Origin of the sequence: Nocardia sp. NPDC051321, assembly GCF_044455225.1 — a bacterium.
GTDB lineage: Bacteria > Actinomycetota > Actinomycetes > Mycobacteriales > Mycobacteriaceae > Nocardia.
Window position 1 is genome coordinate 282,429 of sequence record NZ_JBITEM010000012.1, and the last position, 23,575, is coordinate 306,003.

Here is a 23,575-nt window from a genome sequence, read left to right on the forward strand (position 1 = left end):
GCTGGCACCCGTGCCACCGTGTCCCGTTGACGGCGGTAGGCAGCACCCCGCTGCGCGGGACGGCTTGGCCGCCAAGGGATTCGGGTCGTCGAACGGGACATAGCGGCGGGGACACGCCGATCGCCCCGCCCTCACGTCCCGCTCGGCGACGGAGAGCGGTTCGCCGCCGGGACATGGTGGCGGGGACGCGCTGGCACCCGTGCCACCGTGTCCCGTTGACGGCGGTAGGCAGCACCCCGCTGCGCGGGACGGCTTGGCCGCCAAGGGATTCGGGTCGTCGAACGGGGCATAGTGGCGGGACACGCCGAATGGCCCGCCCTCATGTCCCGTTCGGCGACGCTAAGGAGCGCGCCGCCGTGGCCGCCGGGGGATTCGGGTCGTCGAGCGGGACATGGTGGCGGCGGCATGCCGAATGGCCCGCCCTCATGTCCCGTTCGCGGTGAGCGGGGCTAGGTCTTGGCTGGTACGGAGGTGCGGTCGGCGGTTATGGCTCGGACGGCGTCTTGCATGTGGTCGATGAGTAGTTTTCTGGCTCGGGGGGCGGGGCCGGTGCCGATGGCGGTGCGCAGGTGGACGTGCTCGCGGGCCTGTTCGGTCAAGTCCGGGTTTGTTGTTTGTAAGGCGCCCAGGCACATTCGGGTCTCGATCAGCAGGGTGCGGGCGGCGCGGGCCAGCCGGGGACTGCCTGCGCTGTCTACCAGCGCCACATGGAAGGCCTGGTCGGCGTCGGAAAGTGCGGCGGCATCGCCTATTTCGGCGGCCGCGCACATCTGGGTGACGCTCTCGCCGAGCGCCGCGTAGGCGATATCGCGGCGGCCGTCCAGGATCAGTTCCAGCGCACCACCTTCGATGGCGGTCCTGGCCTGGTAGATGTCGACGACGTCGTCGATGGTCAGGTCGATGACGAAGATGCCACGATGACGAATGCTGTGCAGCAGCCCCTCGGAGACGAGTCGCTGCATCGCCTCGCGCACCGGCCCGCGGGACACGTCGAAGCGGGCCGCGAGGTCGGCCTCGCCGAGCTGGTCGCCCGGTGCGAAACTGCCGCGCATGATCGCCTCGCGGAGCCGGTCGGCGATCACCTCCGCCGTCGACTGTCTGCTGACCGGCTCGATCTCAACGAGCGGCATGCGCGTGCCTTTCTGTGAACAGGGTGCCGAGGGCCGGGCAGGTCACGGCGGCGCCGGCCAGCCGAAGCCCCGCCCAGATGGTGACCTGGTTGGCGGTGAGTACGGGCTTGCCGAGGGCGGCTTCGAGTTCGGGCAGCACGGCAAGAGTATGCATGGCGGTATCGGGGATGAGCAGCGCCTCGGCGTCGGGATGATCGTTGGCCACCGCGAGCTGGCGCACCTGGTCGGCGTCCAAGGTGCCGACCTCGGCGGCGGTGTCGATCCCGGCGCTGCGCATCGAGACCACCTTGATCCCGGCATCGGCGAGGAATTCGACGAACAGCGCCGCGACGTCGTCCGGGTAGCTGGCCGCGATGGCGACGGTGTGCACATCGAGCGCGCGCACCGCGTCGATGAAGGCGAGGCTGGTGCTGGTCGCCGGCACGCCTGCGGCCGCGGCCAGCGCGTCGACCTGATCACGGGCACCGCGCGGTCCGTAGACGAAACTGCCTGAGGTGCAGGCCCATACGACTGCCTCGGGTGCGTGCGGCGCGAGCAGTTCGGCCCCGTGCCGCAGCTTGTCCGGGCTGCCCAGATCCAGCAGCTCGGGGATGGCGTGCAAATCGGTGCCGTAGATATGTGCCACCGGCAGGCCGGCGCCGAGCGCGGCGGCGGCCAGCGGGTAGTCGTCCTCGGCCGCGTGATCCGGGTAGATGAAGCCGATGGTGGGTGTCCGCATGTCTGTTCTCCCGATCAGAAGACGTTCAGTAGCCATTTGCCAGGACCCATCATCGGCAGCTTCATCCGGCCGAGGCAGGCCCACATGGTGAGCTGATTCGCGGTGAGCACGGGTTTGCCGAGTGCTTGTTCCAGTGGTTCGATGACGTCATAGGTTGGCAGGTTGGTACAGCTGACGAAGATGGCCTGGGCTGCCGGGTCATCGGCGCCGACGATGCGTTCGGCGATGGTGCGGTAGTTCACTTTCCAGATACCACCGCCCAAGCCGAGATGGTCGGAACGGATGACACGGCAGCCCGCTTCGCCGAGGAAGTCGTGCAGCTTGTTGGTCAGGATCTCGTCGTACGGGGTGAGCACCGAGACCCGGCTGATGTCGAGATGACGGATCGCCTCGATCAGCGCCCCCGAGGTGGTGACCGCGTCCAACGCGCCTGCCGCGCAGATGGTTTCGCGCAGCGACCGCTCGTACTCCAGGCCCTTGATAAAGCTGCCCGAAGTGCACAGGTAGGCAACGACTTCCGGTTCCACGTGCAGCACATCGCGGGTGGCGGTGGTCAAATGCGCTGGGTTCGATACCAGTTCGGCCATCGCCAGGGAGACCGGGACCGGCTCATATGGCGTTCGGGCCAGGTGCAGGCTGACCTCCATCGGTGCCCAGCGCCAGAGCTCACGTTCGAGCGCGAGGTCGAACGGGGCGATGATGCCGATGCCCCGTTGGGCGACGGGGCCCTCGATATCCGGGAAGCTGAGTTCCACTCCGGCCCCTCTCGCACTCAGCTGGATTGACCTCCGAGCAGAGTCGGATTGTTGACAATCATACGATGCGATCTTACTGTGTCAATGTGGAAACGGGCCCCATTGTCACCGTCCTGCACAGTGACCGCGTGCCCGAGGCGGATCTGATGGCCGCCGTGTCAGCTCGGGCGACTGTGCGCTACACCGAGGCCGCCGGCCTCGCGGTGGCGCTGCGCGGTGCCGACGTGCTGTTCGTCTACGACTTCCTGACCCGCGCGATCCCCGCCGCGTGGCCGTCGGCCGATCGGCTGCGATGGTTGCACATGGGATCGACCGGGGTGGACCCGGCGATGTTCCCCGAACTGCGGGCCAGTGACGTCGTCGTCACCAACACGCGCGGCCTGTTCGACACGGCCATCGCGGAATACGTGCTCGGGCAGATCCTCGGTTTCGCCAAGGACCTGCCTGGATCGATGCGCAGGCAGTTGCGCCACGAGTGGCAGCATCGCGAGAACGAACGGGTCGCGGGCAGCACGGTGCTCATCGTCGGCACCGGCTCGATCGGCCGGGCCATCGCGCGATTGCTGCGCGCGGCCGGGATGAACCTTCGCGCGGTCGGCCGCCGAATGCGCTCGGACGACCCAGATTTCGGCACGGTGGGCACGGACCTCTACGCCGAGCTACCGGTGGCCGACTATGTGGTGGCGATCGCCCCGCTGACGCCGCAGACCCGGAAGATGTTCGGCGCCAGAGAATTCGCCGCGATGAAGCCACACGCGAGGTTTGTCAACGTTGGCCGCGGGGAACTCGTAGTTACCGAAGATCTGGTCGCCGCGCTCGGCGCCGGATCGATTGCGGGAGCGGCGCTCGATGTGGTCGACCCCGAGCCGCTGCCGCCCGACCACCCGCTGTGGGATCTGCCGAATGTGTCGATCACACCGCACAATTCGGGCGATTTCATCGGCTGGCGGACCGATATCGTCACCGCGTTCGCCGAGAACTTCGACAACTGGATCGCCGGCCGGCCACTGCGGAACGTGGTCGACAAGGAGCTGGGGTACGTGCCCGGCTGAAGGAGCCTTTAGATGAGCTACCCCGACATCAATATTCCGACCGACCCGGCGGCGATGACCGCCGTCCAACTGGTCTCGGCCTACGCGGCGGGCGCGCTCTCCCCGGTCGAGGCGACCGAGGCCGTGCTCGACGCCATCGCCACCCGCGATCCGGACGTGAACGCGTACTGCCTGGTCGACCCCGATCGAGCGCTGGTGCAGGCCAAGGATTCCGAGGCGCGATGGCACTCGGGGCACGCTCGCGGGCTGCTCGACGGCGTCCCGATCTCGATCAAGGACATCTTCCTCACCGAGGGCTGGCCGACCAGGCGCGGGTCCACCTCGGTGGATCCGGCCGGACCGTGGACCGTGGACAGTCCGGTCGCGGCTCGGCTGCGCGAGGACGGCATGGTGTTCCTCGGCAAGACGACGACGCCGGAGATCGCCTGGAAGGCGGTGACGGACAGTCCGTTGACCGGTATCACCCGCAATCCCGTCGACCCGAGAACGACCGCGGGCGGTTCGTCCGGTGGTAGTGCCGCCGCCGTCGCCGCAGGTATGGGACCGGTCTCGGTGGGCACCGATGGTGGTGGCAGCATCCGCATTCCGGCGGCGTTCTGCGGCATCGTCGGCTTCAAGCCGACACACGGCCGGATCCCGTTGTATCCGGCGAGCCCGTTCGGTCCGCTCGCGCACGCGGGGCCGATGACGCGGACCGTCGAGGACGCCGCGCTGCTGATGGACATTCTGTCACTGCCCGATCCGCGCGACCCGACGAGCCTCGCGCCGACCCTGACGACGTTCCGCGGGCAGGTCGTTCGCGATGTCCGCGGCCTCACCGTCGCCTACTCGCCGACGCTCGGCTACGCGACGGTCGACCCCGAGGTCGCCGAGCTGGTCGACGCGGCGGTACAGAAGCTCGCCGACGCCGAATTAAAGGTCGTCGCAAGCGATCCCGGCTTCGCCGATCCCCGCGAAGCGTTCGAATTGCTGTGGGCGGCGGGTGCCGCCACGATGCTGTCGAAGTTCCCCGAGGGCTCGCGCGACCGGGTGGATCCGGCACTGCGCGAGGTCTGGGCACAGGGCGATGCCGTCAAGGCCGTCGACTACCTCGACGCCCGCAACGTAGCCGCCGAAATCGGCATCACCATGGGCGCCTTCCACACCGCCTACGACGTCCTGATCACCCCGACGATGCCGATCACCGCCTTCGAAGCAGGCCACAACGTCCCCCCGGGCAGCGACCAGACAACCTGGCCCCAGTGGACCCCGTTCACCTACCCCTTCAACATGACTCAGCAACCCGCCATCAGCATCCCCGTCGGCACCACAAAAGCCGGCCTCCCCGTCGGCATGCAAATCATCGGCCCCCGCCACTCCGACGACCTGGTCATGGCAGTAGCCCGCTACGCCGAACACATCCTGGCCCCGTAACCGGCGCCGCACTCCACACGTATCCGCCCGCCGCTGCGGCGCTAGAAGTTTCGACATCCGAGGTGAGTCATATGGTCGCTTGTTGATCTTTGGCAGCGACCATATGACTCACCTCGGATGTATGCGGTCGCGGCCCCGTCGGTCAGGCTGCGGGGCTCTGTGCGCCGCTGAGGGTGGAGAAGTTGAGGTGAGTCTTATGGTTGCTTATTGATCTTTGATAGCGACCTTTTGACGCACCTCAACTGGCAGCTATGTGGCGCGGGCGAAGGAGAGGGTTTCGCCGGAGACTCCGTGTAGCCAGAGGTCGTTGCAGGCGGCGGCGATGTCGGGGAGCCCGTCCTCGATGGTGGCGAATACGTTGCCGGGGACCCAGCCCATGTCGCCGTTGATGAGTAAGTTGTTGCGGCCGTAGAAGATTGCGAGATCGGTGGCGCCCTGGTCGTGGTGGGCGGTCGAGCCGGGTTCGTAGCCGTAGGCGGGGTTGCCGATTTCCCAGGCTTCGAAATCGAACAGGCAGACGTCGCCGGGGATGGGGGTGACGGTCGGGTTCTCCCGGTGCGGGGCCGCGCTGATGCGGGGGACCAGCGTGTACACCTCGTTGCGGGCGTACTTGGCGTGGAACGCGTCTCCCTCCTGCGGCAACGCGTCCCACACCGCGGCGCAGGTGTGTGGGGCCTCCGCGTCGAGAAGCCGGGCACGGCAGGTTACGGCGGCCTTGGTCAGGGTGATGGTGATATAGCGGGCCATCGGATTCTGCTTTCTGGTCGTCGGTCGGGGCATTCAGGTCGAGCGGTGCGGCCAGTCGGCTGAGCGCGGCCGCCGTGCGCCTCGGCGGACCCGGTGTGGCGCGGTGGGCAAGCAACCAGTCCCTGCGAGGCAGCGGCCGGGTAGCTCGTGGCCGCTGCGCCTAGAGCTCGGCCAGTACTTCGGTCCAGATCGCGAGCGCGTCCTCGATCTGAGTATCGGTCACGATCAGCGGCGGGATCATCCGCACCACGTTCATGTGCGCGCCGCAGGTGAGCAGCAGCAACCCCTTCTCGACCGCAAGCCGTTGCGCGGCGCTCGCCGTCTCTGTGTCGGGTTCGCCTGTCGCGGTGGTGAATTCGGCACCGGCCAGCAGTCCGAGGCCGCGCACGTCGCCGATCGCCTTGGTGGCGTTCGTCCGCAGCCCGGTCAACAGCTGCTCGCCGCGGGCCGCCGCGTTGTCCACCAGGTGCTCGGCTTCGATCACCTCGAGGGTCGCCACCGCCGCGGCGCAGGCCACGGCATTTCCACCATAGGTGCCGCCCTGCGAGCCGGGCCACGCCTTGGCCATCAGCTCGCGCGAGGCCGCGATACCGGACAGCGGGAACCCGCTGGCGAGTCCCTTCGCGATGGTGATGATGTCGGGCCGCACCCCGAAGTGCTGATGCCCGAAGAACTTTCCGGTGCGCCCGAAGCCGGTCTGGATCTCGTCGATGACGAGCAGGATGCCGTGCCGGTCGGCCCGTTCCCGCAGCCCACCGAAGAACTCCGTATTGCCCGGAATGTAGCCGCCTTCGCCGAGCATCGGCTCGACCACGAACGCGGCGGTTTCCGCGGGCGAGGCGATGGTCGCGAACAGGTAGTCGAGCTCGCGCAGCGCGAACGCGGTGGCCGCCGCCTCGGTCCAGCCGTAGCGGTACGCGGTCGGGAAGGGTGCAACGTGCACGCCGGACATGAGTGGACTGAACCCGGCGGAGAATCGGGTGCCCGAGGTCGTCATGGTCGCCGCCGCGACGGTGCGGCCGTGGAAGCCGCCGTGGAAGACCACCACGTTCGGCCGTCCGGTCGCCTGGCGGGCCAGTCGCAGCGCCGCCTCGATCGCCTCGCTGCCGGAGTTCGCGAAGAACAGCGTGTCCAAGCCGTCCGGCAGCACCGTGCCGAGGCGTTCGATGAGCTGCAGCATCGGCCGGTGCATGACGGTGGTGTATTGGCCGTGGATCAGGCTGGCCGCCTGGGCTTGAGCCGCCGCGACCACCTGCGGATGGCAGTGCCCCGTGCTGGTGACGCCGATGCCCGCGGTGAAGTCGAGATAGCGGCGCCCGTCGGTGCCGTAGAGGTAGCAGCCTGATCCGTGGTCGACGGTCACCGGGGTGGCCTGCCGCAGAACGGGCGAAAGTTCGGTCATGGTGATCCGCCTCCCGGGAAGTGGTGCGCTCAACATCCGTAGATCGCATATTGTCGGATTGTTGACAATATGCATAACATGGCGACAGAGGCCGCAGCAATAGCCTGCGGTAGCGAAAGGAGTCCGGCGCCGATGCTCACCGAGACCTTGTCCGCCGCGGAGCGGGCCGTAATCGACACTGTGCCAACGGGTTTGTATATCGACGGCCAGTGGTGCGAGACGACCGCCGAGCTGCCCGTGCTCGATCCGGCCACCGGCCAGCCGCTGTGCGCGGTCGCCGACGCCGGCCCGCAGGACGGACTCGACGCGTTGGCCGCGGCAGCCGTGGCTCAATCGGCGTGGGCGGGGACACCGCCCCGGCAGCGCGCCGAAATCCTCATGCGCGCACACCACGCGTTACTCGACGACACCGACCGCCTCGCGCTGATCATGACGCTCGAGATGGGCAAGCCACTGGCCGAGGCGCGCGGCGAAATCGCCTATGCGGCAGAGTTTTTCCGCTGGTTCGCGGAGGAATCCGTCCGCCTCGACGGCGGCTACCTGCCCGCGCCGACCGGCGGCGCGCGGTTCCTGGTGACCAAGCAGCCGGTGGGCCCGAGCCTGCTGATCACGCCGTGGAATTTCCCGATGGCGATGGGCGCCCGCAAGATCGCGCCCGCGCTGGCCGCCGGCTGCACCTGCGTGGTGAAACCCGCTGAGCAGACACCCTTGTCGATGCTCGCGCTCGCGGATCTGCTCGATCGAGTCGGCGTGCCGCGCGGTGTCGTCAACGTGCTCACCACCGCCGACCCCGGCGCGCTGATGACGCCGCTCATCCTGGACAGCCGGTCGCGCAAGCTGTCGTTCACCGGCTCGACCGCGGTCGGCAAGCGGCTGCTCGAACAGTGCGCGCAGACGGTGCTGCGCACCTCGATGGAGCTGGGCGGCAACGCGGCGTTCATCGTGTTCGACGACGCCGACCTGGACGAGGCCGTCGAAGGCGCGCTCGCGGCGAAGATGCGCAATATCGGGCAGGCGTGCACCGCGGCGAACCGAATCTTCGTGCAGCGCGGCATCATCGACGAGTTCTCGGCGCGTCTCGCCACCCGGATGGCCGCGTTGCCGATGGGCCGGGGTACCGAGCCCGGGGTTATCGTCGGTCCGCTCATCGACGCGGCGGCGGTGACCAAGGTGAGCGAGCTGGTCGCCGACGCGTGCCGCCGCGGCGCGCGAATGCTGACCGGCGGTGCCGCGATCGACGGGCCGGGCAACTTCTATCCCGCGACCGTGCTGACCGGGGTGCCCGACGACGCGGCGATGTGCCACACCGAGATATTCGGACCGGTCGCGTCGATCGCCGTCTTCGACACCGAGGACGAGGTCGTCGCGCGCGCCAACAACACCCCGTACGGACTGGTCGGCTACGTCTTCACCGAGCACCTCCGTCGCGGGCTGCGCGTGTGCGAGGCCTTGGAAACCGGCATGGTCGGTCTCAACCAGGGCGTCGTGTCCAACCCCGCCGCGCCCTTCGGCGGCGTCAAAGAATCCGGGCTCGGCCGCGAAGGCGGTTCGGTCGGCATCGACGAGTTCCTCGAGACCAAATACATCGGAGTGCGCCTGTGAACGACTGCCGCTACCGCATCGCGACCATCCCCGGCGACGGCATCGGCGTCGACGTGACCGCGGCCGCCGTCGCGGTGCTCGACACCGTGCTGCCCGGGATCGAGTGGACCGAATTCGATTGGTCCTGCGCGAATTACCTGCGCACCGGTCAGATGATGCCGCCGGACGGGCCGGAACTGCTGGCCGGGTTCGACGCGATCCTGCTCGGCGCGGTCGGGTTTCCCGGTGTGCCGGACCATGTTTCGCTGTGGGGCCTGTTGATTCCGTTGCGGCGCGCGTTCAGTCAGTACGTCAACCTGCGTCCGGTCCGGTTGCTGCCAGGCACCGAATCGGCATTGCGCGACCGGACCGCCGCCGACCTGGACATCCTCATCGTGCGAGAGAACTCCGAGGGCGAATACTCCGAGATCGGCGGTAAGCACAATCCGGGCCGGTACGACGAATTCGTGCTGCAGGAGTCGGTTTTCACCCGGGTCGGCTGCGAACGGATCATCCGGTACGCCTTCGAGCGGGCCCGCGAACGCGGCGGCCGCTTGTGCTCGGCCACCAAGTCGAACGGCCTCATCCACTCGATGCCGTACTGGGACAGCGTGTTCGACCAGATCGCCGTCGAATACCCAGACGTGCGGACCCGGCAGATGCATGTCGACGCGCTGGCCGCCGAGATCGTGCTGCACCCGGACCGCCTGGACGTGATCGTCGGCTCGAACCTGTTCGGCGACATCCTGTCCGATCTGGCCGCCGCGGTGACCGGTGGGCTCGGACTGGCACCCTCGGGCAACATCAACCCCGAGGGCGCCTGTCCGTCCATGTTCGAGGCGGTGCACGGCAGCGCGCCCGATATCGCCGGGCAGGGCATCGCCGATCCGGTCGCGCAGATTCTCGCGGGCGCGATGCTGCTCGACCATCTCGGCGAACACGCCGCGGCCGCGGCGGTGGACCGGGCCGTCTGTGACGTACTCGGCGCGGGCCAGGTCCGCACTCCGGACCTGGGTGGCACCGCGACAACTACGGAGCTGGCCACGGCCATCGCAAGTCGCGCAGCCGAATTGGTCGACGCGGTAAGCGCCGAACCGCGCTGAGCGAACCTCAGGCGGTGAGCCAGATGGCTTCCGCCGCGGGACTGCCCAGATCGGTAGGGGTTTCGCCGGTGCCGATGCGAATCGCGATGGTACCGGCGAAGTCTCGGCGTTCCACCACGGTGATGGCGGTGTCCAGTGCGATGCCGACGGAATCGAAGTAGCGCAGCATGTCGGGATCCGAGTCGGAAATGCGCGCCACCCGGCCGGACTCGCCCGCCCGGAAGTCGCTGAGCTGACGGGCCGGCGGCGTCGGCACGGCACCATCGACCGACGGGATCGGGTCGCCGTGCGGATCACGGTCGGGGTAGCCGAGTTTCGCGTCGATCCGCGCCATCAGCAGTTCGGAGACCGCGTGCTCGAGCACCTCGGCCTCGTCGTGCACCTCGTCCCAGCCGTAGCCGAGCTCGTTGACCAGGAACGTCTCGATCAGCCGATGCCTGCGCACCATCGCGATCGCGGCCAGGCGCCCGCCCTCGGTGAGGGTGATCGAACCGTAGCGGGCGTGCTCGACCAGTCCTTGATCGGCGAGCTTGCGCACGGCCTCGGAGACGGTGGACGCGGACACCCCGATGCGCTCGGCGAGCAGCTTGGTCGACACCTTCTCCTGCGACCACTCCTGTGCGGTCCAGATCACCTTGAGATAGTCCTGGGCGACCGAGGAGAGCACCGGCGCGATCGTCGCGGTGCCGCCGGTGGCTGTTTTCGGCGCGGCGGTAGCGGCTAGCTCACGGCGGGTGGCGATGTCTCGTTTACCGGGCACATACTCGAGCTTAAGCACATGCCTGCCGAATGACACAGCTCGCCGCACAGTGGAATCTCCGGATTCACCGCCCGTACACGACACCGGAAGCGTCGTGTGACATCGCGGGCTTCGGTCGAACCCCGTTCAGCTGCGCGATATAAGCTGCCGACTGTGCAGAGATGGCGAGGGCTGGACGACGTTCCCGCGGACTGGGGCCGATGTGTACTCACGATCGGGGTGTTCGACGGCGTGCACCGCGGTCACGCGCAGCTGATCAGCAGAGCGGTGAAATCGGCCGCCGCGCGCGGGGTTCCCGCGGTACTGATGACCTTCGATCCGCACCCGATGGAAGTGGTGCGGCCCGGCTCGCATCCGGCGCAGCTCACCACGCTGACCCGGCGAGCGGAATTGGCCGAGGAACTCGGCATCGACGTGTTCTGCGTGATGCCTTTCACACAGGCCTTCATGAAGCTGACCCCGGCGCGCTACGTGCACGACCTGCTGGTCGAGCGGCTGCATGTGGTCGAGGTCGTGGTCGGCGACAATTTCACCTTCGGTAAGAAGGCCGCGGGCACCATCGACACCATGCGTGAGCTCGGTGGACGCTGGGGCTTCGAGGTCGACGGCGTGAAGCTGCTCGGCGAACACGCGGTCACTTTCTCCTCCACCTACATTCGCGCCTGCGTCGACGCGGGCGACATGGCCGCCGCCGCCGAGGCGCTCGGCCGCCCGCACCGGGTCGAGGGCGTGGTGGTGCACGGTGACGGCCGCGGCCGCCAGCTCGGCTTCCCGACCGCGAACGTCGCGCCGCCGATGCACGCCGCGATCCCGGCCGACGGCGTGTACGCCGGCTGGTTCACCGTGCTCGGCCCCGGCCCGACCATCGGCACCGTCACGCCGGGCGAGCGGGCGATGGCCGCCATCTCGGTCGGCACCAACCCCACCTTCTCCGGCCGCGCCCGCACCGTCGAGGCGTACGTGCTCGACGGCGAGGCCGACCTCTATGGCCAGCACGTCGCGGTCGATTTCGTCGACCACGTCCGCGGTCAGCGCAAGTTCGACTCGATCGACGAGCTCATCGAACACATGGGCCGCGACGTGGACAACGCGCGCAAGATCCTCGCCGCCGTCGACGACCGGTAGCCAGGGGATAAGCCCAGGCCGATTCGGTCTGCCGAATTCGATCCGGTAAGGTGGATCCTCGGGTTTGCTGCGGTCCGCGGTGGCACCCGACCCGGGTAACCGGACACTCGAGCGCGGGACTGAAATAGGGAGTGGATGCCTCATGGCTCTGACCACTGAGCAGAAGTCGGCGATTCTCAAGGAATACGGCCTGCACGAGAAGGACACCGGCTCGCCGGAGGCCCAGATCGCGCTGCTGTCCAAGCGTATCTCCGACCTCACCGAGCACCTGAAGGTGCACAAGCACGATCACCACACCCGGCACGGCCTGCTCGCGCTGATCGGTCGCCGTCGTCGGCTGTCGAAGTACCTGGCCGCCAACGACATCCACCGCTACCGTTCGCTGATCGAGCGTCTCGGCCTGCGCCGCTGATAGCTCCACACGGCGGCTGCCCGAGGTAGCCGCAGACCCGGCCAACGGGGGGACGTACAATCTCCCCGTTGGCTATTCGTGTATGCGGGCCGTCGCCTTCGAGCGAGCCCGGAAATACGACGACAGTGCACAGCCGTAAGCACCCGCCCGCGTGGCGTCGGTCTTCGGTAGTGGCCTCCCGGCAGGGCAAACACCGCCGGCGGGCTTCGATCGATGACCGCCTCCGCGTCGCCGTGATCCAAGGGGATCCGGCCGGGTGCTCGTGCCGCAGCCAGGATGGTTGCCGCGTGTCCGTACCAGGTACGGCTGACGAAGAGCCGGATCGCGCCAGATGGCGCTCGATCCGGCGAAGACGAGAGGTTGAGAGAAGAGAATGACCGAAACAACTGAACGCAAGTCCTCGGCCGTAGAGGTCGAGCCCGGTGTGTTCGAATCCGTAGCGCTGATCGACAACGGCAGCTACGGCACCCGCACCGTCCGCTTCGAGACCGGCCGACTGGCCCGTCAGGCCGCAGGCGCGGTCGTCGCCTACCTGGACGACGAGACCATGCTGCTCTCCGCCACCGCCGCGGGCAAGCACCCGAAAGACCAGTTCGACTTCTTCCCGCTGACGGTCGACGTCGAAGAGCGCATGTACGCCGCGGGCCGCATCCCCGGCTCGTTCTTCCGTCGTGAGGGCCGTCCGTCCACCGACGCGATCCTGACCTGCCGGCTGATCGACCGTCCGCTGCGCCCGTCGTTCGTCGACGGCCTGCGCAACGAGATCCAGGTCGTCGTCACCATCATGAGCCTCGATCCCAACGACCTGTACGACGTCGTCGCGATCAACGCCGCGTCCGCGTCCACCCAGATCTCCGGTCTGCCGTTCTCCGGCCCCATCGGTGGCGTGCGGGTCGCGCTGATCGAGGGCCAGTGGGTCGCGTTCCCGACCGTCGAGCAGCTCGAGGGCGCCGTGTTCGACATGGTCGTCGCGGGTCGCGTGGTCGAGTCCGGTGACGTCGCGATCATGATGGTCGAGGCCGAGGCCACCCTGAAGGTCATCTCGCTGATCGAGGGCGGCGCGCAGGCGCCGACCGAGGCCGTCGTGGCCGAGGGCCTGGAGGCCGCCAAGCCGTTCATCGCCCGGCTGTGCAAGGCGCAGCAGGATCTGGCCGAACTGGCCGCCAAGCCGGTCGGCGAGTTCCCGCTGTTCCCGCCGTACCAGTCCGATGTGTACGAGGCCGTCGAGGGCACCGCCAAGCGCGAGCTGGGCGAGGCGCTGGGCATCGCCGACAAGCAGGAGCGCGAGGCGAAGATCGACGAGATCAAGCTCGACGTGCTGTCCCGCCTCGGCGACGACTACGTCGGCCGCGAGAAGGAACTGGGTGCCGCGTTCCGCTCGGTCACCAAGAAGCTGGTGCGCCAGCGCATCCTGACCGATGGCTTCCGCATCGACGGCCGCGGTCTCGCGGACATCCGCGCGCTGTCCGCCGAGGTCGCCGTGGTGCCGCGGGCGCACGGTTCGGCGTTGTTCGAGCGTGGCGAGACGCAGATCCTCGGCGTCACCACCCTCGACATGGTGAAGATGGCCCAGCAGGTCGACTCGCTCGGCCCGGAGACCAGCAAGCGCTACATGCACCACTACAACTTCCCGCCGTACTCGACCGGTGAGACCGGCCGCGTCGGTTCGCCCAAGCGTCGCGAGATCGGCCACGGCGCGCTCGCCGAGCGGGCCCTGATGCCGGTGCTGCCGAGCCAGGAAGAGTTCCCGTACGCCATCCGTCAGGTGTCGGAGGCGTTGTCCTCCAACGGTTCCACCTCGATGGGCTCGGTCTGCGCCTCCACCCTGTCGCTGCTCAACGCCGGTGTGCCGCTGAAGGCGCCGGTGGCGGGCATCGCCATGGGCCTGGTGTCCGACACGATCAAGAACGACAAGGGTGAGGACGAGGTGCGCTACGTCGCCCTCACCGACATCCTCGGCGCCGAAGATGCCTTCGGCGACATGGACTTCAAGGTCGCGGGCACCCGTGACTTCGTCACCGCGCTGCAGCTCGACACCAAGCTCGACGGCATCCCCTCGCAGGTGCTCGCCGGTGCGCTCAGCCAGGCGCACGACGCTCGCACCGCCATCCTGGAGGTCATGGCCGAGGCCATCGACACCCCGGACGAGATGAGCCAGTACGCGCCGCGCGTCACCGCGATCAAGATTCCGGTCGACAAGATCGGCGAGGTGATCGGGCCCAAGGGCAAGGTGATCAACCAGATCACCGAGGAGACCGGCGCCAACATCTCCATCGAGGATGACGGCACGGTTTACGTCGGTGCGACCAACGGCCCCGCGGCGCAGGCGGCGATCGACATGATCAACGCCATCGCGAACCCGCAGCTGCCGAAGGTCGGCGAGCGCTTCCTGGGCACGGTCGTCAAGACCACCGCCTTCGGCGCGTTCGTCTCGCTGCTGCCGGGCCGCGACGGCCTGGTGCACATCTCCAAGCTCGGCAACGGCAAGCGCGTCGCCAAGGTCGAAGATGTGGTGAACGTCGGCGACAAGCTGCGCGTCGAGATCGCCGATATCGACAACCGCGGCAAGATCTCGCTGGTCCCGGTCGAGGAGAACGCCGAAGAGCCGGCCGAAGCCGAGACCGTTGATGCGGGCGCGGCAGCGACCGAGTAGTACTTGTCTTTGTGACGACGAAGAAGACGACAGCCCCTCTGCTCCGACGCGAGCAGGGGGGTTCGTCACTGGAGCTGCGAGCCAACATGATCGATCCCGGCGTGCAACGCACGGTGCTACCAGGCGGGCTGCGTGTGGTGACCGAGCATGTCCCCGGCGTGCGCTCGGCGTCGATCGGCGTCTGGGTGGGGGTCGGCTCGCGCGACGAGGGGCCCACCGTCGCCGGTGCGGCACACTTCCTCGAACACCTGCTGTTCAAGGCGACGCCAACGCGGACGGCGCTGGACATTGCGCAGGCGATGGACGCCGTCGGCGGTGAGCTCAACGCGTTCACCGCGAAGGAGCAGACCTGCTACTACGCGCACGTGCTCGACGAGGACCTGCCGCTGGCCGTGGACATGGTCTCCGACGTGGTGCTCAACGGGCTGTGCCGGGCCGAGGACGTCGACCTGGAACGTCAGGTGGTGCTCGAAGAGATCGCCATGCGCGACGACGACCCGGAGGACCTGGTCGGCGACGCGTTCCTGTCCGCGCTGTTCGGTGACCATCCGATCGGGCGGCCGGTGATCGGCTCCATCGAATCCATCGAGTCGATGCACGCGGGGCAGTTGCGCGGCTTCCATCTGCGGCGCTACCGGCCGGACCGGATGGTCGTCGCGGTCGCGGGCAATGTCGAACACGATCACACGGTGGAGCTGGTGCACCGCGCGTTCCAGAATCGGCTCGATCCCGCCGCCACGCCGGCCAAGCGGCGCGAGGGCCGGTTCCGGCCTGCCAGCGATCCGGAACTGCACTGGAGCCACCGCGACAGCGAGCAGGCGCACCTGGCGTTCGGTGTGCGCGCCTTCGGGCGGCACGAGGGGGAGCGGCGCTGGCCGCTCTCGGTACTCAACACGGTGGTCGGTGGCGGGCTGAGTTCCCGGCTGTTCCAACGGATCCGGGAGGAACGCGGGCTGGCGTACTCGGTGTACTCCAGCGTGGACACCTTCGCCGATACCGGTGCGTTCTCGGTGTATATCGGCTGTCAGCCGGAAAACCTCGGCAAGGTCGCCACGTTGGCTCGTGGCGTGCTCGAAGAGGTTGCGGCGAACGGCATTACGGATGCCGAATGCGCTCGTGCCAAGGGGTCGCTGCGCGGCGGGCTCGTGCTCGGCCTTGAGGATTCCGCGTCCCGGATGAATCGGATCGGGCGCAGCGAACTCAGCTACGGCAATCACCGCAGCGTTTCGGAAACGTTGGCGCGGATCGACGCGGTCACCACCGACGAGGTCTCCGCCGTTGCGAACACGTTGCTGTCGCGGCCCTTCGCGGCGTCGATTGCCGGGCCGTACAAGCGAACTCGTGAACTGCCCGCCGCAGTGCGACGGTTGGTCGAGGGTTGAGGGGTTAGTTCTCTTCGCTGAAATTCGCGGGCGCGCACCGCGTTACGGGTGTGGCTGGCCCCGCACGAACGCTGCGGCCCGGGTCAGGCGTCGCTGGCGCGATTGGCGTTGTCGACCACTGAGGTGAGCAGGCCGGGCAGCGCCGTTTCGACGTCCGCGGCGCGCAGGCGCTGCCAGATCTGGCCGTCCACGATCACCCGCTCGATGACGCCCGCCTCGCGCAGGATCTTGAAGTGGTGCGTCGCGGTCGATTTGTTGATCACCTCGTAGAGCTCGTTGCAGCGGACCGCGGTGCCCGCATTGCTCAGCCTGCGCACCATCTCCAGGCGGATGGGGTCCTGGATCGCGCCGAGCACGGTGGCCAGCGGGGCCACCGGCGGGGCCTCGGCCGCCGCCTCTTTAGCATCGGTCATGATCTACCTCACTCGGGGGTTTGATGATCGTCATACTAACTGTACTGTCGTACGAGGTTCGATCATTATCAAACTTACCTGATCGGGGGTTTCGATGGCAGCGACGACGGCGGTACCGGCCGCGACCGAGCGGACATCACAACGCTGGGCCTACGGGCTCATCTTGGCTGCGGGTGGGGTCGCGCTCGGGGTGTCCGGGGTGCCTGCCCCGCTGTACGGCATGTATCAGAAGGAATGGCACTTTTCGCCGTTGACCACGACCTTCGTGTTCGCGGTGTACGCGTTCGCTGCCCTGGGCGCGGTGCTGGTGTCCGGCAAGGTCTCCGATGTAGTCGGGCGTAAGCCGGTGCTGCTCGGGGCGTTCGTGACGATGATCGCCGGGCTTGCGGTCTTTCTGCTGGCCGATAACGTGGTGATGCTGTTGGTGGCGCGCGCGTTGCACGGTTTCGCGGTCGGCGCCACGGTAGTCGCCGGCGCGGCGGCGCTGCTGGATCTGCGGCCCAAGCACGGTGCGCGGTCCGGTCAGCTGACCGGTGTCGCGTTCAATGTCGGTATGGCCGTTGCGATTCTGGGCTCGGCGCTACTCGCGCAGTACGCGCCGTATCCGCTGCGCACGCCCTACGTCGTCATCACCGTCGTGTGCCTGCTTATCGGCATCGGTGTCATCGCGCTGGAGGAACCGCACACCGGTCGCCTGCCCGGTCGCATCCGGATCGTGAAACCGTCTGTGCCGCAGGAGATTCGGGGCGACTTCTGGTTCTCCGCGCTCGGCGTGATGGCGGCCTGGTCGGTGCTCGGCGTGCTGCTGTCGCTGTACCCGTCGCTGGCCTCGGCCGAAACCGGTATCCACAACCTGGTTTTCGGCGGCGCCGTGGTCGCGTCGACCGCCTTGGCCGGTGCCACCGCGCAGCTGTTCGCGACCAAGATTCCGGCTCGTCGTGCGGCCATCGGCGGCGACACCGGTATGGCGGTGGCGCTGTTGCTCACCGTGCCCGCGCTGCATACCGGCAACTGGATCGTGGTGCTGCTGGCCGGTGTGTTGCTCGGGGCCACCTTCGGGCTCGGCTTCGGCGGATCGCTGCGCCACCTGTCCGAGGTTGTGCCGCAACACAAGCGGGGCGAAACCATGTCGGCGTACTACCTGCTCGCCTACACGGCCATGGCGCTGCCGACCATCCTGGCCGGCTGGGCCGCCACCACCTGGGGCCTGAGCACGGTGTTCCCCTGGTTCGTCGTGGTCGTCTCGCTGGCCTGCCTGACCGCCGCCGGACTCGGCCTGCGCCGCACCCGTGCGGACGTCGAACAGGTCGCATGAGCGCGGATTGGCATTTTCCGCCGTCGATCGGCTAAAGTTTTTCTCGCATCACGGAGTCACCCGGGATGCGAACGCGGATGTAGCGCAGTGGTAGCGCATCACCTTGCCAAGGTGAGGGTCGCGGGTTCAAATCCCGTCATCCGCTCTCAGAGAGTTCGTTCACGCAGGTGAAAAGTTACCGGCTACCTCGCCGTGGCTGTGTCGATCGGCAACGAGTTCTGTTCTGCCGCATAGCGTCAGGTCGATTCGAGCCCAGCCGTCCGGTGGAAATCGGGGTCGGAGATCCGATGGGTGTTGGTCACCAAGATGTTGGTGGTTCGGTCGATCCAGTCGCTGATCGCCTGCAGCTCCGCAGGGGAGTACCTCGACATCAGTTCGGTCATCTCCGTGGCAAACGGGACGAAGACCGCGGCCATTAGTGCGTCGACCCGCTCGTTTGGGACGAGCTCGACGACGACCTTGCGCCTGTCGTGCGGGTCGCGGGTGCGCTTCGCGTAACCGGCCTTCTCCAGTCGATCCACCAAACCGGTGACCGCGCCGGTGGTCAGGCCGGTGTGCTCGGCGATGGTTCCCGCGGATACCGGGCCGAGAATGCGCAGCGTGTCCATGCACTTGCGCTCGACCGCGCTGAGTCCGAGCAGCTTGCCCGTCGCGGCATGGAAGTTCACCATGGCCGACGCGAATTCGCGGCCGAGGATGGTGTGGTCCGCGGGTTCCGGTGCTGGCAGCTCTTGCGTCATGCCCACAATCTACCTTAGTCTCTCGCTATCTTAGTAACTAAAAAGATTATTCGCTGAGAGAATTGGGGAGCTCCATGCACGGCACGATCGAGAAGCGGCGCAAGGTCAGCTGGCTGGCCCTGATGGTCGCGAACACGGCCATCGATCTGTTCCTTCCGACGGTGGTGTTCGCGCTGCTAGCGCCGACGGGGTTGCCTGCCGTGATCCGACTGTCCCTCGGCGGGACGTTGCTGGCTGCCAAAGCCCTCGGCGGCGGCCTGCAGAACGGTGCGTTCCGGTGGCGATTCGCGATCGTCGTGGCCTTGGCAGGCAGTGCGACGCTCATCGGGTGCTATCTCGGCGGCCTCGGAAACACGACGAGCATGGTGCTGAACACAGTTGTTGCCGGGCTGATCATCGTCGGTGATCTCCTGCGAACCCGGTTGCGGGACAGCGGAACACACCCGGTCGACCGTTTCGCGGTATTGGTGCTCGCCGAGGTCGCGGTCGGTATCGTGCTGACCTCGATCAGTGGCGACGCCCGGTTCGTGCTGGCACGGAGTTCGTTGTACATCGCCGTCGCCGGGATCGTCATCCTCGCCAGCGCCTGGACCCAACATCCGTTCATGCGCGACGCACTCAAACCTGTTGCCGCAAAGGGTGATCCGCTGCGCGCCGAGGGATTCGACCGAACCTGGCTCAAATCGGCGCGGTTCCGGTTGATCTATCGGTTCGTCACCGCGACATTAGGTGCGGTGCTGCTGGCGGACGCGGTCCTGCGCGTCGTGGTGATCTACAGCTACTCCTCCGACCAGGCAGCAGAGTCGTCTCTGGTGTCCGGCCTACCACTGATCGTGCTGATCGGACTGTGGCTGTTCATCAACCGCACCTTCGTCGTGCCGAGGGCCGAGCGATTACTCGATCTGGAAATGACCGCGGCGTCCCGGATTTCGGATGTCGATCGCGAGCTCAGCGCAGGGTGATCTCGCGCGGTATTCCGGCGGGTGGGGTCGCGGTGCGAATCGTTGCGGGCACGCGCAGCGCGCTGTCCTCGAAAGCCGCACAGAGTCGGTCGATTTCGGTGGTGGGGTCGCGGAGTAGGTCGCTCAGCGCGTCCATTTCCGTGATCGTTCGGGCATCGACTTCGGTGGAGATATCGAGCGGGCACCAGAGGTCCCAGAGGATCATCTCGTGCTTGTTCAGCGCGGCCAGGTCGAGGATGAGGCTGTGCAACAGGTAAGGCCAGCCGCGTAGGAACGGGGCGGGCTGGTCGGGGGAGACGACAAAGCGGGTCGGGTCGGCTTCGCATGTGCGGCAATTGTTCCAGGCGTCGGCCGCTACGAGGAAGCGGTCCCTCGGGACGTCGAGCAGGTCCATCTCCGTGCCGTCGGTGGGATCTCGATAGCCCGGCGTGAACTGCGGGTCCACCAGCCGCCAACGACGGTGCTCGGCATCCCAGACCTCGGCGATCGTGTGGTCCGCGGCCCAACCCGGTATCAAGTACGTGGCGAAACCGGTGCGGCTCCGGGCCGGAATCCCGTGGTGGCGGGCCATGGCGACGTAGAGCAGCGTGAAGTCACGGCAGCACCCGACCACCCGCTCGGTGGGCGCGCGTTCGGTATCGAGCGGTGCCGGATTCAGGGCATGGAGTCTGGCGAAGATGTTGTCCGCGTAGCGGAGATCGATCTCCTCGCGTCGCTGTGCGGCGAAGCCGTGCTCGGTGACGTCGCCGTTGCCCCAGAAGTGGAACACCAGCCCGGAGGCGACGTCGCGAAGCGCGGCCGAGTCAGGGTTCAGCGCGGCGACCCACTCCACGAACTTGCCCGGATCGGTGAACTTGCTCTGTGTTGCGTAGTAGCTGATATCGAGTTCGGTGATGATGGTCATGGACGTGGCCCTCCGATCGGAATGGTGACCACCCACGTCTATGGCCTGCCACTGTGTCAGAGTCAACGATTCAGTTGCGCGACGATCAGTCGGCGAGCATTTTCGCGACCTCGCGCGCACTGCCCCACGAGAGGCTCACGCCGAGCCCGTTGTGACCGTAGTTGTGCACGACCCTGGAATCGCCGATGCGCTCCTCGTCGAGTCTGGCCTCGGTGCGGCCGGGGCGCAGGCCGACCTCGTGACCGATCACCTCCGCGTCGGCGAGTTTCGGCTCGACCGCTATGCAGCGGCGCAGGATCTGTTCCGCCACTTCGGGATCCGGGTCCAGGCTCCACTCGCCGCGTTGGCGCACGCCGCCGAGGATCAGGCGATCGCCGTGCGGGAAGAAGCCTGCCCATTCGCATTCGCCGCCGATCTCGACATAGAAGTCGGCCAGACCGGGATTGCGCACGATCACGTGCTGTCCGCGCACCGGTTGCACGGCATCGTCAGCGGCGAGTTTGCCCGCGGCCACGCCGGTGCAGTTCACCACCACGGGGGCGGCGGCCGCGGCCTCGGCGAGATCGCGCACCGTCCGCTGCTCGATCTCGACATTCCGCGCCGCCAGCCGGTCGGTCAGATAACGCAGGTAGCGCGGCAGATCGATGAGCGGGGCCGTGCACCAGAAGCCGAACAGCATGCCATCGGGCAGTTCATCGGGAGCACACATGTCCACGTCGACGAAATCATGCACCCAAGAAGGCGGTTCAGACCAGGAGCTCGAAACCTGCAGTCCGCGTTCGAAATGCAAGCCGGACGCGGGATCATCGGCCAGCTCCGAGAATTCGTCGAAGGTAACCCGACTCCACGCCGAATCCCTTGGATTAGTACCAGGCCCCCACAATCCACTCGCCACCGCCGAGGTGGTTCGCTCCGGCGGCCGCTCCGCCCACACCCGAACCCGATGACCTTCCTCCGCGAGGCAGACCGCGGTAGTCAAACCAATAACACCCGCCCCCAACACCAACACATCATTAGCCATATTCGCGACGGTACCCACGAATCCCGTTCTCCACCTTGGAAAGAACGAATGCACACACCCCACACCCCGCCCCGCGCACGAGACAACCAGCCGCGCACGAGTCGCTGAGCCCCATACGAAACCGCCAGCAATTTCACGCGCAGGCGAACAATTGGTGCGCGGGACCGCGCTCGGCGAACACACGCGGGCAAGCAGCCGTCGCGCATGAAGCGCCTAGCAACGCCCTTGCGCGCCCGCCCAGCGCCGATCCGCCCGTCGACTTGACGTAGCGAGGGTGCTCTTGACGTAGGTTGCAGCGTGCGTCAAGAGGGTGCAACCTACGTCAAGTGCGCCTGAGGGGGTGGGAAGTGCTCAGCAGCAACGGGATTCGGGTGGCGGCGGTTGTTCGGCCTGTCCGCCGAGGGGTTCCGAGGATGGTTGGTTACGAATCGCGTTGACGTTCAGTTGCTTCGGCTGCGCTGGTGATGTTGCGGAGCATGCCGCCGAAGATGATTTCGTGGAAGGGGGAGATTGCCTTCCAGTAGGCATGGCCGGATAGGCCGCGGGGTTCGAAGATCGCGCGTTGACGGTATGTTGTGCCGCCGTTGGGGTCGGGGGTTGCGGATAGTTCCAGCCAGGCGTCGCCTGGCACTCGCATCTCGGCGCGTAAACGAAGCAGTTGTGGGCGTTCGAGGTGTTCTACGCGCCACCAGTCGAGTGCTTCGCCCGCCCGTAGGCGGTGTGGGTCGCGTCGTCCGCGGCGCAGTCCGACGCCGCCCGCGAGCCGATCTATCCAGCCGCGGATCGACCAGGCCAGGGGGAACGAATACCAGCCGTGTTCGCCGCCGATGGATTCGATGACCTGCCAGACGGTGTCCGGCGCGGCGTCGGTGTGTCGTTCGCGCACGTCTTGGTAGAGGGTGCCGCCGGACCAGTCGGGGTCGCTGGGTAGCGGGTCTGACGGTGCGCCCGGAGTGTCGGCGTCGGACCAGCGGGTTGGCACGTCGAAGTCGCGAATCCGGGCCAGCGCGAGTTCCACCGCGCGTTCGAAGCCGGTCAGCCCGTCCGGCGGGTCCGGGATGTGCTCGGCGATGTCGTGTTCGCCGCAGACCACCTCGTGCACCAGCGACTCGATCAACGGCACGGCGATCCCGCGCGGCACCGGGGTAACCAGGTTGACCCACTGCGCCGACAGCCACGGCGTCAGCACCGGAACCGGCAGCACCGCGCGCCGCGGCAGCTTGGCGATCACCGAATATCTGCGCAGCATGTCGAGGTAGGTGAGGACGTCGGGTCCGCCGATGTCGAAGGAACGGTTCACCGCTGCGCCGAGCGTGCCCGCGCGGGTCAGGTAGTAGAGCACGTCGCGGATGGCGATCGGCTGGATGCGGTTGCGCACCCAGCGCGGCGTGATCATCGCGGGCAGCCGTTCGGATAGGTAGCGCAGCATCTCGAAGCTCGCCGAGCCGGATCCGATGATCACCGCGGCGCGGAACTCGACGGTGGGAACGCCGGAGCCGAGCAGGATTTCGCCGACTTCCGCCCGAGACGACAGGTGCGGCGACAATCGCTCGCCCTGCGGGATGATGCCGCCGAGATAGACGATCCTGGACAGTCGGGCCGTCAAGGCCGCGGTCGCCACGATGCGCGCGGCGCGGCGATCGATGTCGACGAAGTCGCGCTGGGTCAACGAATGCACCAGGTAGTAGAGGACGTCCTGGTTTTCCAGCGCGGCGGTCACCGAGGCCGGATCGGTGACATCACCGGTGACGATCTCGACGTCCTCGCGCCACGGCACGTCGTCGAGCTTGCCGGGGGTGCGCGCCAGCACCCGCACCGAGTGGCCCGCCGCCACGAGTTCCGGGACCAATCGGCCGCCGATGTAGCCGGTCGCGCCGAACACCACACATTTCATGGACAGCCTCCGGTGCGCTGGGACAGTCCGGTGCGCGGACTGGGTGCCACACGTTCGCTCGACGCCTTTCTACCGGACCCGGGTGACATCGGC

21 protein-coding genes and 1 tRNA gene are annotated in these 23,575 nt (G+C 67.4%); 11 read left to right on the plus strand and 11 right to left on the minus strand.

Annotated features, from left to right (window positions below):
• Window positions 1–449 precede the first annotated feature (449 nt).
• Genes ACIA8C_RS29165 through ACIA8C_RS29175 form a run of 3 tightly spaced genes read right to left on the minus strand, consistent with a single transcriptional unit; the run spans window position 450 to window position 2,603 of the window.
• Window positions 450–1,130, minus strand: a complete 681-nt coding sequence (locus ACIA8C_RS29165) for a GntR family transcriptional regulator (protein ID WP_397140128.1) — start codon at window positions 1,128–1,130, stop codon at window positions 450–452.
• On the minus strand, window positions 1,117–1,848 hold the full coding sequence (locus ACIA8C_RS29170; RefSeq protein WP_397140130.1) for a maleate cis-trans isomerase: 732 nt from the start codon (window positions 1,846–1,848) through the stop codon (window positions 1,117–1,119). Before ACIA8C_RS29170 ends, ACIA8C_RS29165 begins: the two co-directional genes overlap by 14 nt.
• Before the next feature lie 14 nt (window positions 1,849–1,862).
• Entirely contained in the window at window positions 1,863–2,603 is a 741-nt protein-coding gene (locus tag ACIA8C_RS29175; protein WP_396992399.1) for an Asp/Glu/hydantoin racemase, read from the minus strand.
• 86 nt (window positions 2,604–2,689) lie between these two features.
• On the opposite strand from ACIA8C_RS29175, the gene ACIA8C_RS29180 reads away from it, so the two are divergent.
• Both ACIA8C_RS29180 and ACIA8C_RS29185 read left to right on the plus strand, forming a co-directional pair.
• Window positions 2,690–3,655: a D-2-hydroxyacid dehydrogenase gene (locus tag ACIA8C_RS29180; RefSeq protein WP_397140132.1), complete on the plus strand. Its 966-nt coding sequence runs from the start codon at window positions 2,690–2,692 to the stop codon at window positions 3,653–3,655.
• A 27-nt stretch (window positions 3,656–3,682) separates the two neighbouring features.
• The gene (locus tag ACIA8C_RS29185) at window positions 3,683–5,068 is read left to right on the plus strand and encodes an amidase (protein ID WP_397140313.1); all 1,386 of its coding nucleotides are present in this window, start codon (window positions 3,683–3,685) and stop codon (window positions 5,066–5,068) included.
• Between the two features lie 249 nt (window positions 5,069–5,317).
• Here ACIA8C_RS29185 and ACIA8C_RS29190 read toward each other — a convergent pair whose 3' ends face one another.
• Complete coding sequence (locus tag ACIA8C_RS29190) at window positions 5,318–5,815, minus strand: DUF3830 family protein (protein ID WP_397140134.1); 498 nt, start codon at window positions 5,813–5,815, stop codon at window positions 5,318–5,320.
• Window positions 5,816–5,975: 160 nt separating this feature from the next.
• A complete protein-coding gene (locus ACIA8C_RS29195) occupies window positions 5,976–7,217 on the minus strand; it encodes an aspartate aminotransferase family protein (protein ID WP_397140136.1) in 1,242 nt (413 codons plus the stop codon).
• Window positions 7,218–7,349: 132 nt separating this feature from the next.
• Here ACIA8C_RS29195 and ACIA8C_RS29200 point away from each other — a divergent pair, with 132 nt between their 5' ends.
• Both ACIA8C_RS29200 and ACIA8C_RS29205 read left to right on the plus strand, forming a co-directional pair.
• The gene (locus ACIA8C_RS29200; protein ID WP_397140138.1) at window positions 7,350–8,819 is read left to right on the plus strand and encodes an NAD-dependent succinate-semialdehyde dehydrogenase; all 1,470 of its coding nucleotides are present in this window, start codon (window positions 7,350–7,352) and stop codon (window positions 8,817–8,819) included.
• Window positions 8,816–9,901 carry a tartrate dehydrogenase gene (locus ACIA8C_RS29205; RefSeq protein ID WP_397140140.1) on the plus strand — a complete coding sequence of 362 codons (1,086 nt, stop codon included), beginning with the start codon at window positions 8,816–8,818 and terminating at the stop codon, window positions 9,899–9,901. Before ACIA8C_RS29200 ends, ACIA8C_RS29205 begins: the two co-directional genes overlap by 4 nt.
• A gap of 7 nt (window positions 9,902–9,908) precedes the next feature.
• Here the strand turns inward: ACIA8C_RS29205 and ACIA8C_RS29210 are convergent, their stop codons facing one another.
• On the minus strand, window positions 9,909–10,577 hold the full coding sequence (locus ACIA8C_RS29210) for a metal-dependent transcriptional regulator (RefSeq protein WP_397140315.1): 669 nt from the start codon (window positions 10,575–10,577) through the stop codon (window positions 9,909–9,911).
• Window positions 10,578–10,814: 237 nt separating this feature from the next.
• Between ACIA8C_RS29210 and ACIA8C_RS29215 the strand changes: the two genes are divergently transcribed.
• The 4 genes from ACIA8C_RS29215 to ACIA8C_RS29230 all read left to right on the plus strand — a co-directional run bounded on the left by ACIA8C_RS29215 (window position 10,815) and on the right by ACIA8C_RS29230 (window position 16,233).
• Window positions 10,815–11,786: a bifunctional riboflavin kinase/FAD synthetase gene (locus tag ACIA8C_RS29215; protein WP_396992405.1), complete on the plus strand. Its 972-nt coding sequence runs from the start codon at window positions 10,815–10,817 to the stop codon at window positions 11,784–11,786.
• Between the two features lie 142 nt (window positions 11,787–11,928).
• Window positions 11,929–12,198 carry a 30S ribosomal protein S15 gene (rpsO, locus tag ACIA8C_RS29220; RefSeq protein ID WP_397140142.1) on the plus strand — a complete coding sequence of 90 codons (270 nt, stop codon included), beginning with the start codon at window positions 11,929–11,931 and terminating at the stop codon, window positions 12,196–12,198.
• A gap of 373 nt (window positions 12,199–12,571) precedes the next feature.
• On the plus strand, window positions 12,572–14,851 hold the full coding sequence (locus ACIA8C_RS29225) for a polyribonucleotide nucleotidyltransferase (protein ID WP_397140144.1): 2,280 nt from the start codon (window positions 12,572–12,574) through the stop codon (window positions 14,849–14,851).
• 86 nt (window positions 14,852–14,937) lie between these two features.
• Window positions 14,938–16,233 (plus strand): M16 family metallopeptidase, encoded by a 1,296-nt coding sequence (locus ACIA8C_RS29230; protein WP_397140145.1) that lies wholly within the window; start codon window positions 14,938–14,940, stop codon window positions 16,231–16,233.
• 83 nt (window positions 16,234–16,316) lie between these two features.
• Here ACIA8C_RS29230 and ACIA8C_RS29235 read toward each other — a convergent pair whose 3' ends face one another.
• Window positions 16,317–16,646, minus strand: coding sequence for an ArsR/SmtB family transcription factor (locus tag ACIA8C_RS29235; RefSeq protein WP_397140147.1), 330 nt, complete (start codon window positions 16,644–16,646; stop codon window positions 16,317–16,319).
• Between the two features lie 94 nt (window positions 16,647–16,740).
• On the opposite strand from ACIA8C_RS29235, the gene ACIA8C_RS29240 reads away from it, so the two are divergent.
• Both ACIA8C_RS29240 and ACIA8C_RS29245 read left to right on the plus strand, forming a co-directional pair.
• Window positions 16,741–17,961: an MFS transporter gene (locus ACIA8C_RS29240; RefSeq protein ID WP_397140149.1), complete on the plus strand. Its 1,221-nt coding sequence runs from the start codon at window positions 16,741–16,743 to the stop codon at window positions 17,959–17,961.
• Window positions 17,962–18,034: 73 nt separating this feature from the next.
• Window positions 18,035–18,106: transfer RNA gene (locus ACIA8C_RS29245), tRNA-Gly, on the plus strand.
• A 91-nt stretch (window positions 18,107–18,197) separates the two neighbouring features.
• Here the strand turns inward: ACIA8C_RS29245 and ACIA8C_RS29250 are convergent.
• Window positions 18,198–18,701, minus strand: coding sequence for a MarR family winged helix-turn-helix transcriptional regulator (locus tag ACIA8C_RS29250; protein ID WP_397140151.1), 504 nt, complete (start codon window positions 18,699–18,701; stop codon window positions 18,198–18,200).
• Window positions 18,702–18,775: 74 nt separating this feature from the next.
• On the opposite strand from ACIA8C_RS29250, the gene ACIA8C_RS29255 reads away from it, so the two are divergent.
• On the plus strand, window positions 18,776–19,663 hold the full coding sequence (locus ACIA8C_RS29255; protein WP_397140153.1) for a VC0807 family protein: 888 nt from the start codon (window positions 18,776–18,778) through the stop codon (window positions 19,661–19,663).
• On the opposite strand, the gene ACIA8C_RS29260 is transcribed toward ACIA8C_RS29255, so the two are convergent.
• From ACIA8C_RS29260 to ACIA8C_RS29270, 3 genes are all read right to left on the minus strand, one after another.
• Window positions 19,650–20,567, minus strand: coding sequence for a transglutaminase-like domain-containing protein (locus ACIA8C_RS29260; RefSeq protein WP_397140155.1), 918 nt, complete (start codon window positions 20,565–20,567; stop codon window positions 19,650–19,652). The genes ACIA8C_RS29255 and ACIA8C_RS29260 overlap by 14 nt on opposite strands.
• A gap of 85 nt (window positions 20,568–20,652) precedes the next feature.
• Entirely contained in the window at window positions 20,653–21,588 is a 936-nt protein-coding gene (locus ACIA8C_RS29265; protein ID WP_397140157.1) for an FAD-dependent oxidoreductase, read from the minus strand.
• A gap of 421 nt (window positions 21,589–22,009) precedes the next feature.
• On the minus strand, window positions 22,010–23,482 hold the full coding sequence (locus ACIA8C_RS29270) for an SDR family oxidoreductase (RefSeq protein WP_397140159.1): 1,473 nt from the start codon (window positions 23,480–23,482) through the stop codon (window positions 22,010–22,012).
• Between the last annotated feature and the right edge of the window lie 93 nt (window positions 23,483–23,575).

Coding starts and splice junctions, on each gene's coding strand:
- ACIA8C_RS29225 (WP_397140144.1), top strand. CDS start 12,572: ATGACCGAAACAACTGAACGCAAGTCCTCGGCCGTAGAGGTCGAGCCC.
- ACIA8C_RS29170 (WP_397140130.1), bottom strand. CDS start 1,848: ATGCGGACACCCACCATCGGCTTCATCTACCCGGATCACGCGGCCGAG.
- ACIA8C_RS29165 (WP_397140128.1), bottom strand. CDS start 1,130: ATGCCGCTCGTTGAGATCGAGCCGGTCAGCAGACAGTCGACGGCGGAG.
- ACIA8C_RS29250 (WP_397140151.1), bottom strand. CDS start 18,701: ATGACGCAAGAGCTGCCAGCACCGGAACCCGCGGACCACACCATCCTC.
- rpsO (WP_397140142.1), top strand. CDS start 11,929: ATGGCTCTGACCACTGAGCAGAAGTCGGCGATTCTCAAGGAATACGGC.
- ACIA8C_RS29230 (WP_397140145.1), top strand. CDS start 14,938: ATGATCGATCCCGGCGTGCAACGCACGGTGCTACCAGGCGGGCTGCGT.
- ACIA8C_RS29260 (WP_397140155.1), bottom strand. CDS start 20,567: ATGACCATCATCACCGAACTCGATATCAGCTACTACGCAACACAGAGC.
- ACIA8C_RS29200 (WP_397140138.1), top strand. CDS start 7,350: ATGCTCACCGAGACCTTGTCCGCCGCGGAGCGGGCCGTAATCGACACT.
- ACIA8C_RS29240 (WP_397140149.1), top strand. CDS start 16,741: ATGGCAGCGACGACGGCGGTACCGGCCGCGACCGAGCGGACATCACAA.
- ACIA8C_RS29255 (WP_397140153.1), top strand. CDS start 18,776: ATGCACGGCACGATCGAGAAGCGGCGCAAGGTCAGCTGGCTGGCCCTG.
- ACIA8C_RS29270 (WP_397140159.1), bottom strand. CDS start 23,482: ATGAAATGTGTGGTGTTCGGCGCGACCGGCTACATCGGCGGCCGATTG.
- ACIA8C_RS29265 (WP_397140157.1), bottom strand. CDS start 21,588: ATGGCTAATGATGTGTTGGTGTTGGGGGCGGGTGTTATTGGTTTGACT.
- ACIA8C_RS29195 (WP_397140136.1), bottom strand. CDS start 7,217: ATGACCGAACTTTCGCCCGTTCTGCGGCAGGCCACCCCGGTGACCGTC.
- ACIA8C_RS29235 (WP_397140147.1), bottom strand. CDS start 16,646: ATGACCGATGCTAAAGAGGCGGCGGCCGAGGCCCCGCCGGTGGCCCCG.
- ACIA8C_RS29190 (WP_397140134.1), bottom strand. CDS start 5,815: ATGGCCCGCTATATCACCATCACCCTGACCAAGGCCGCCGTAACCTGC.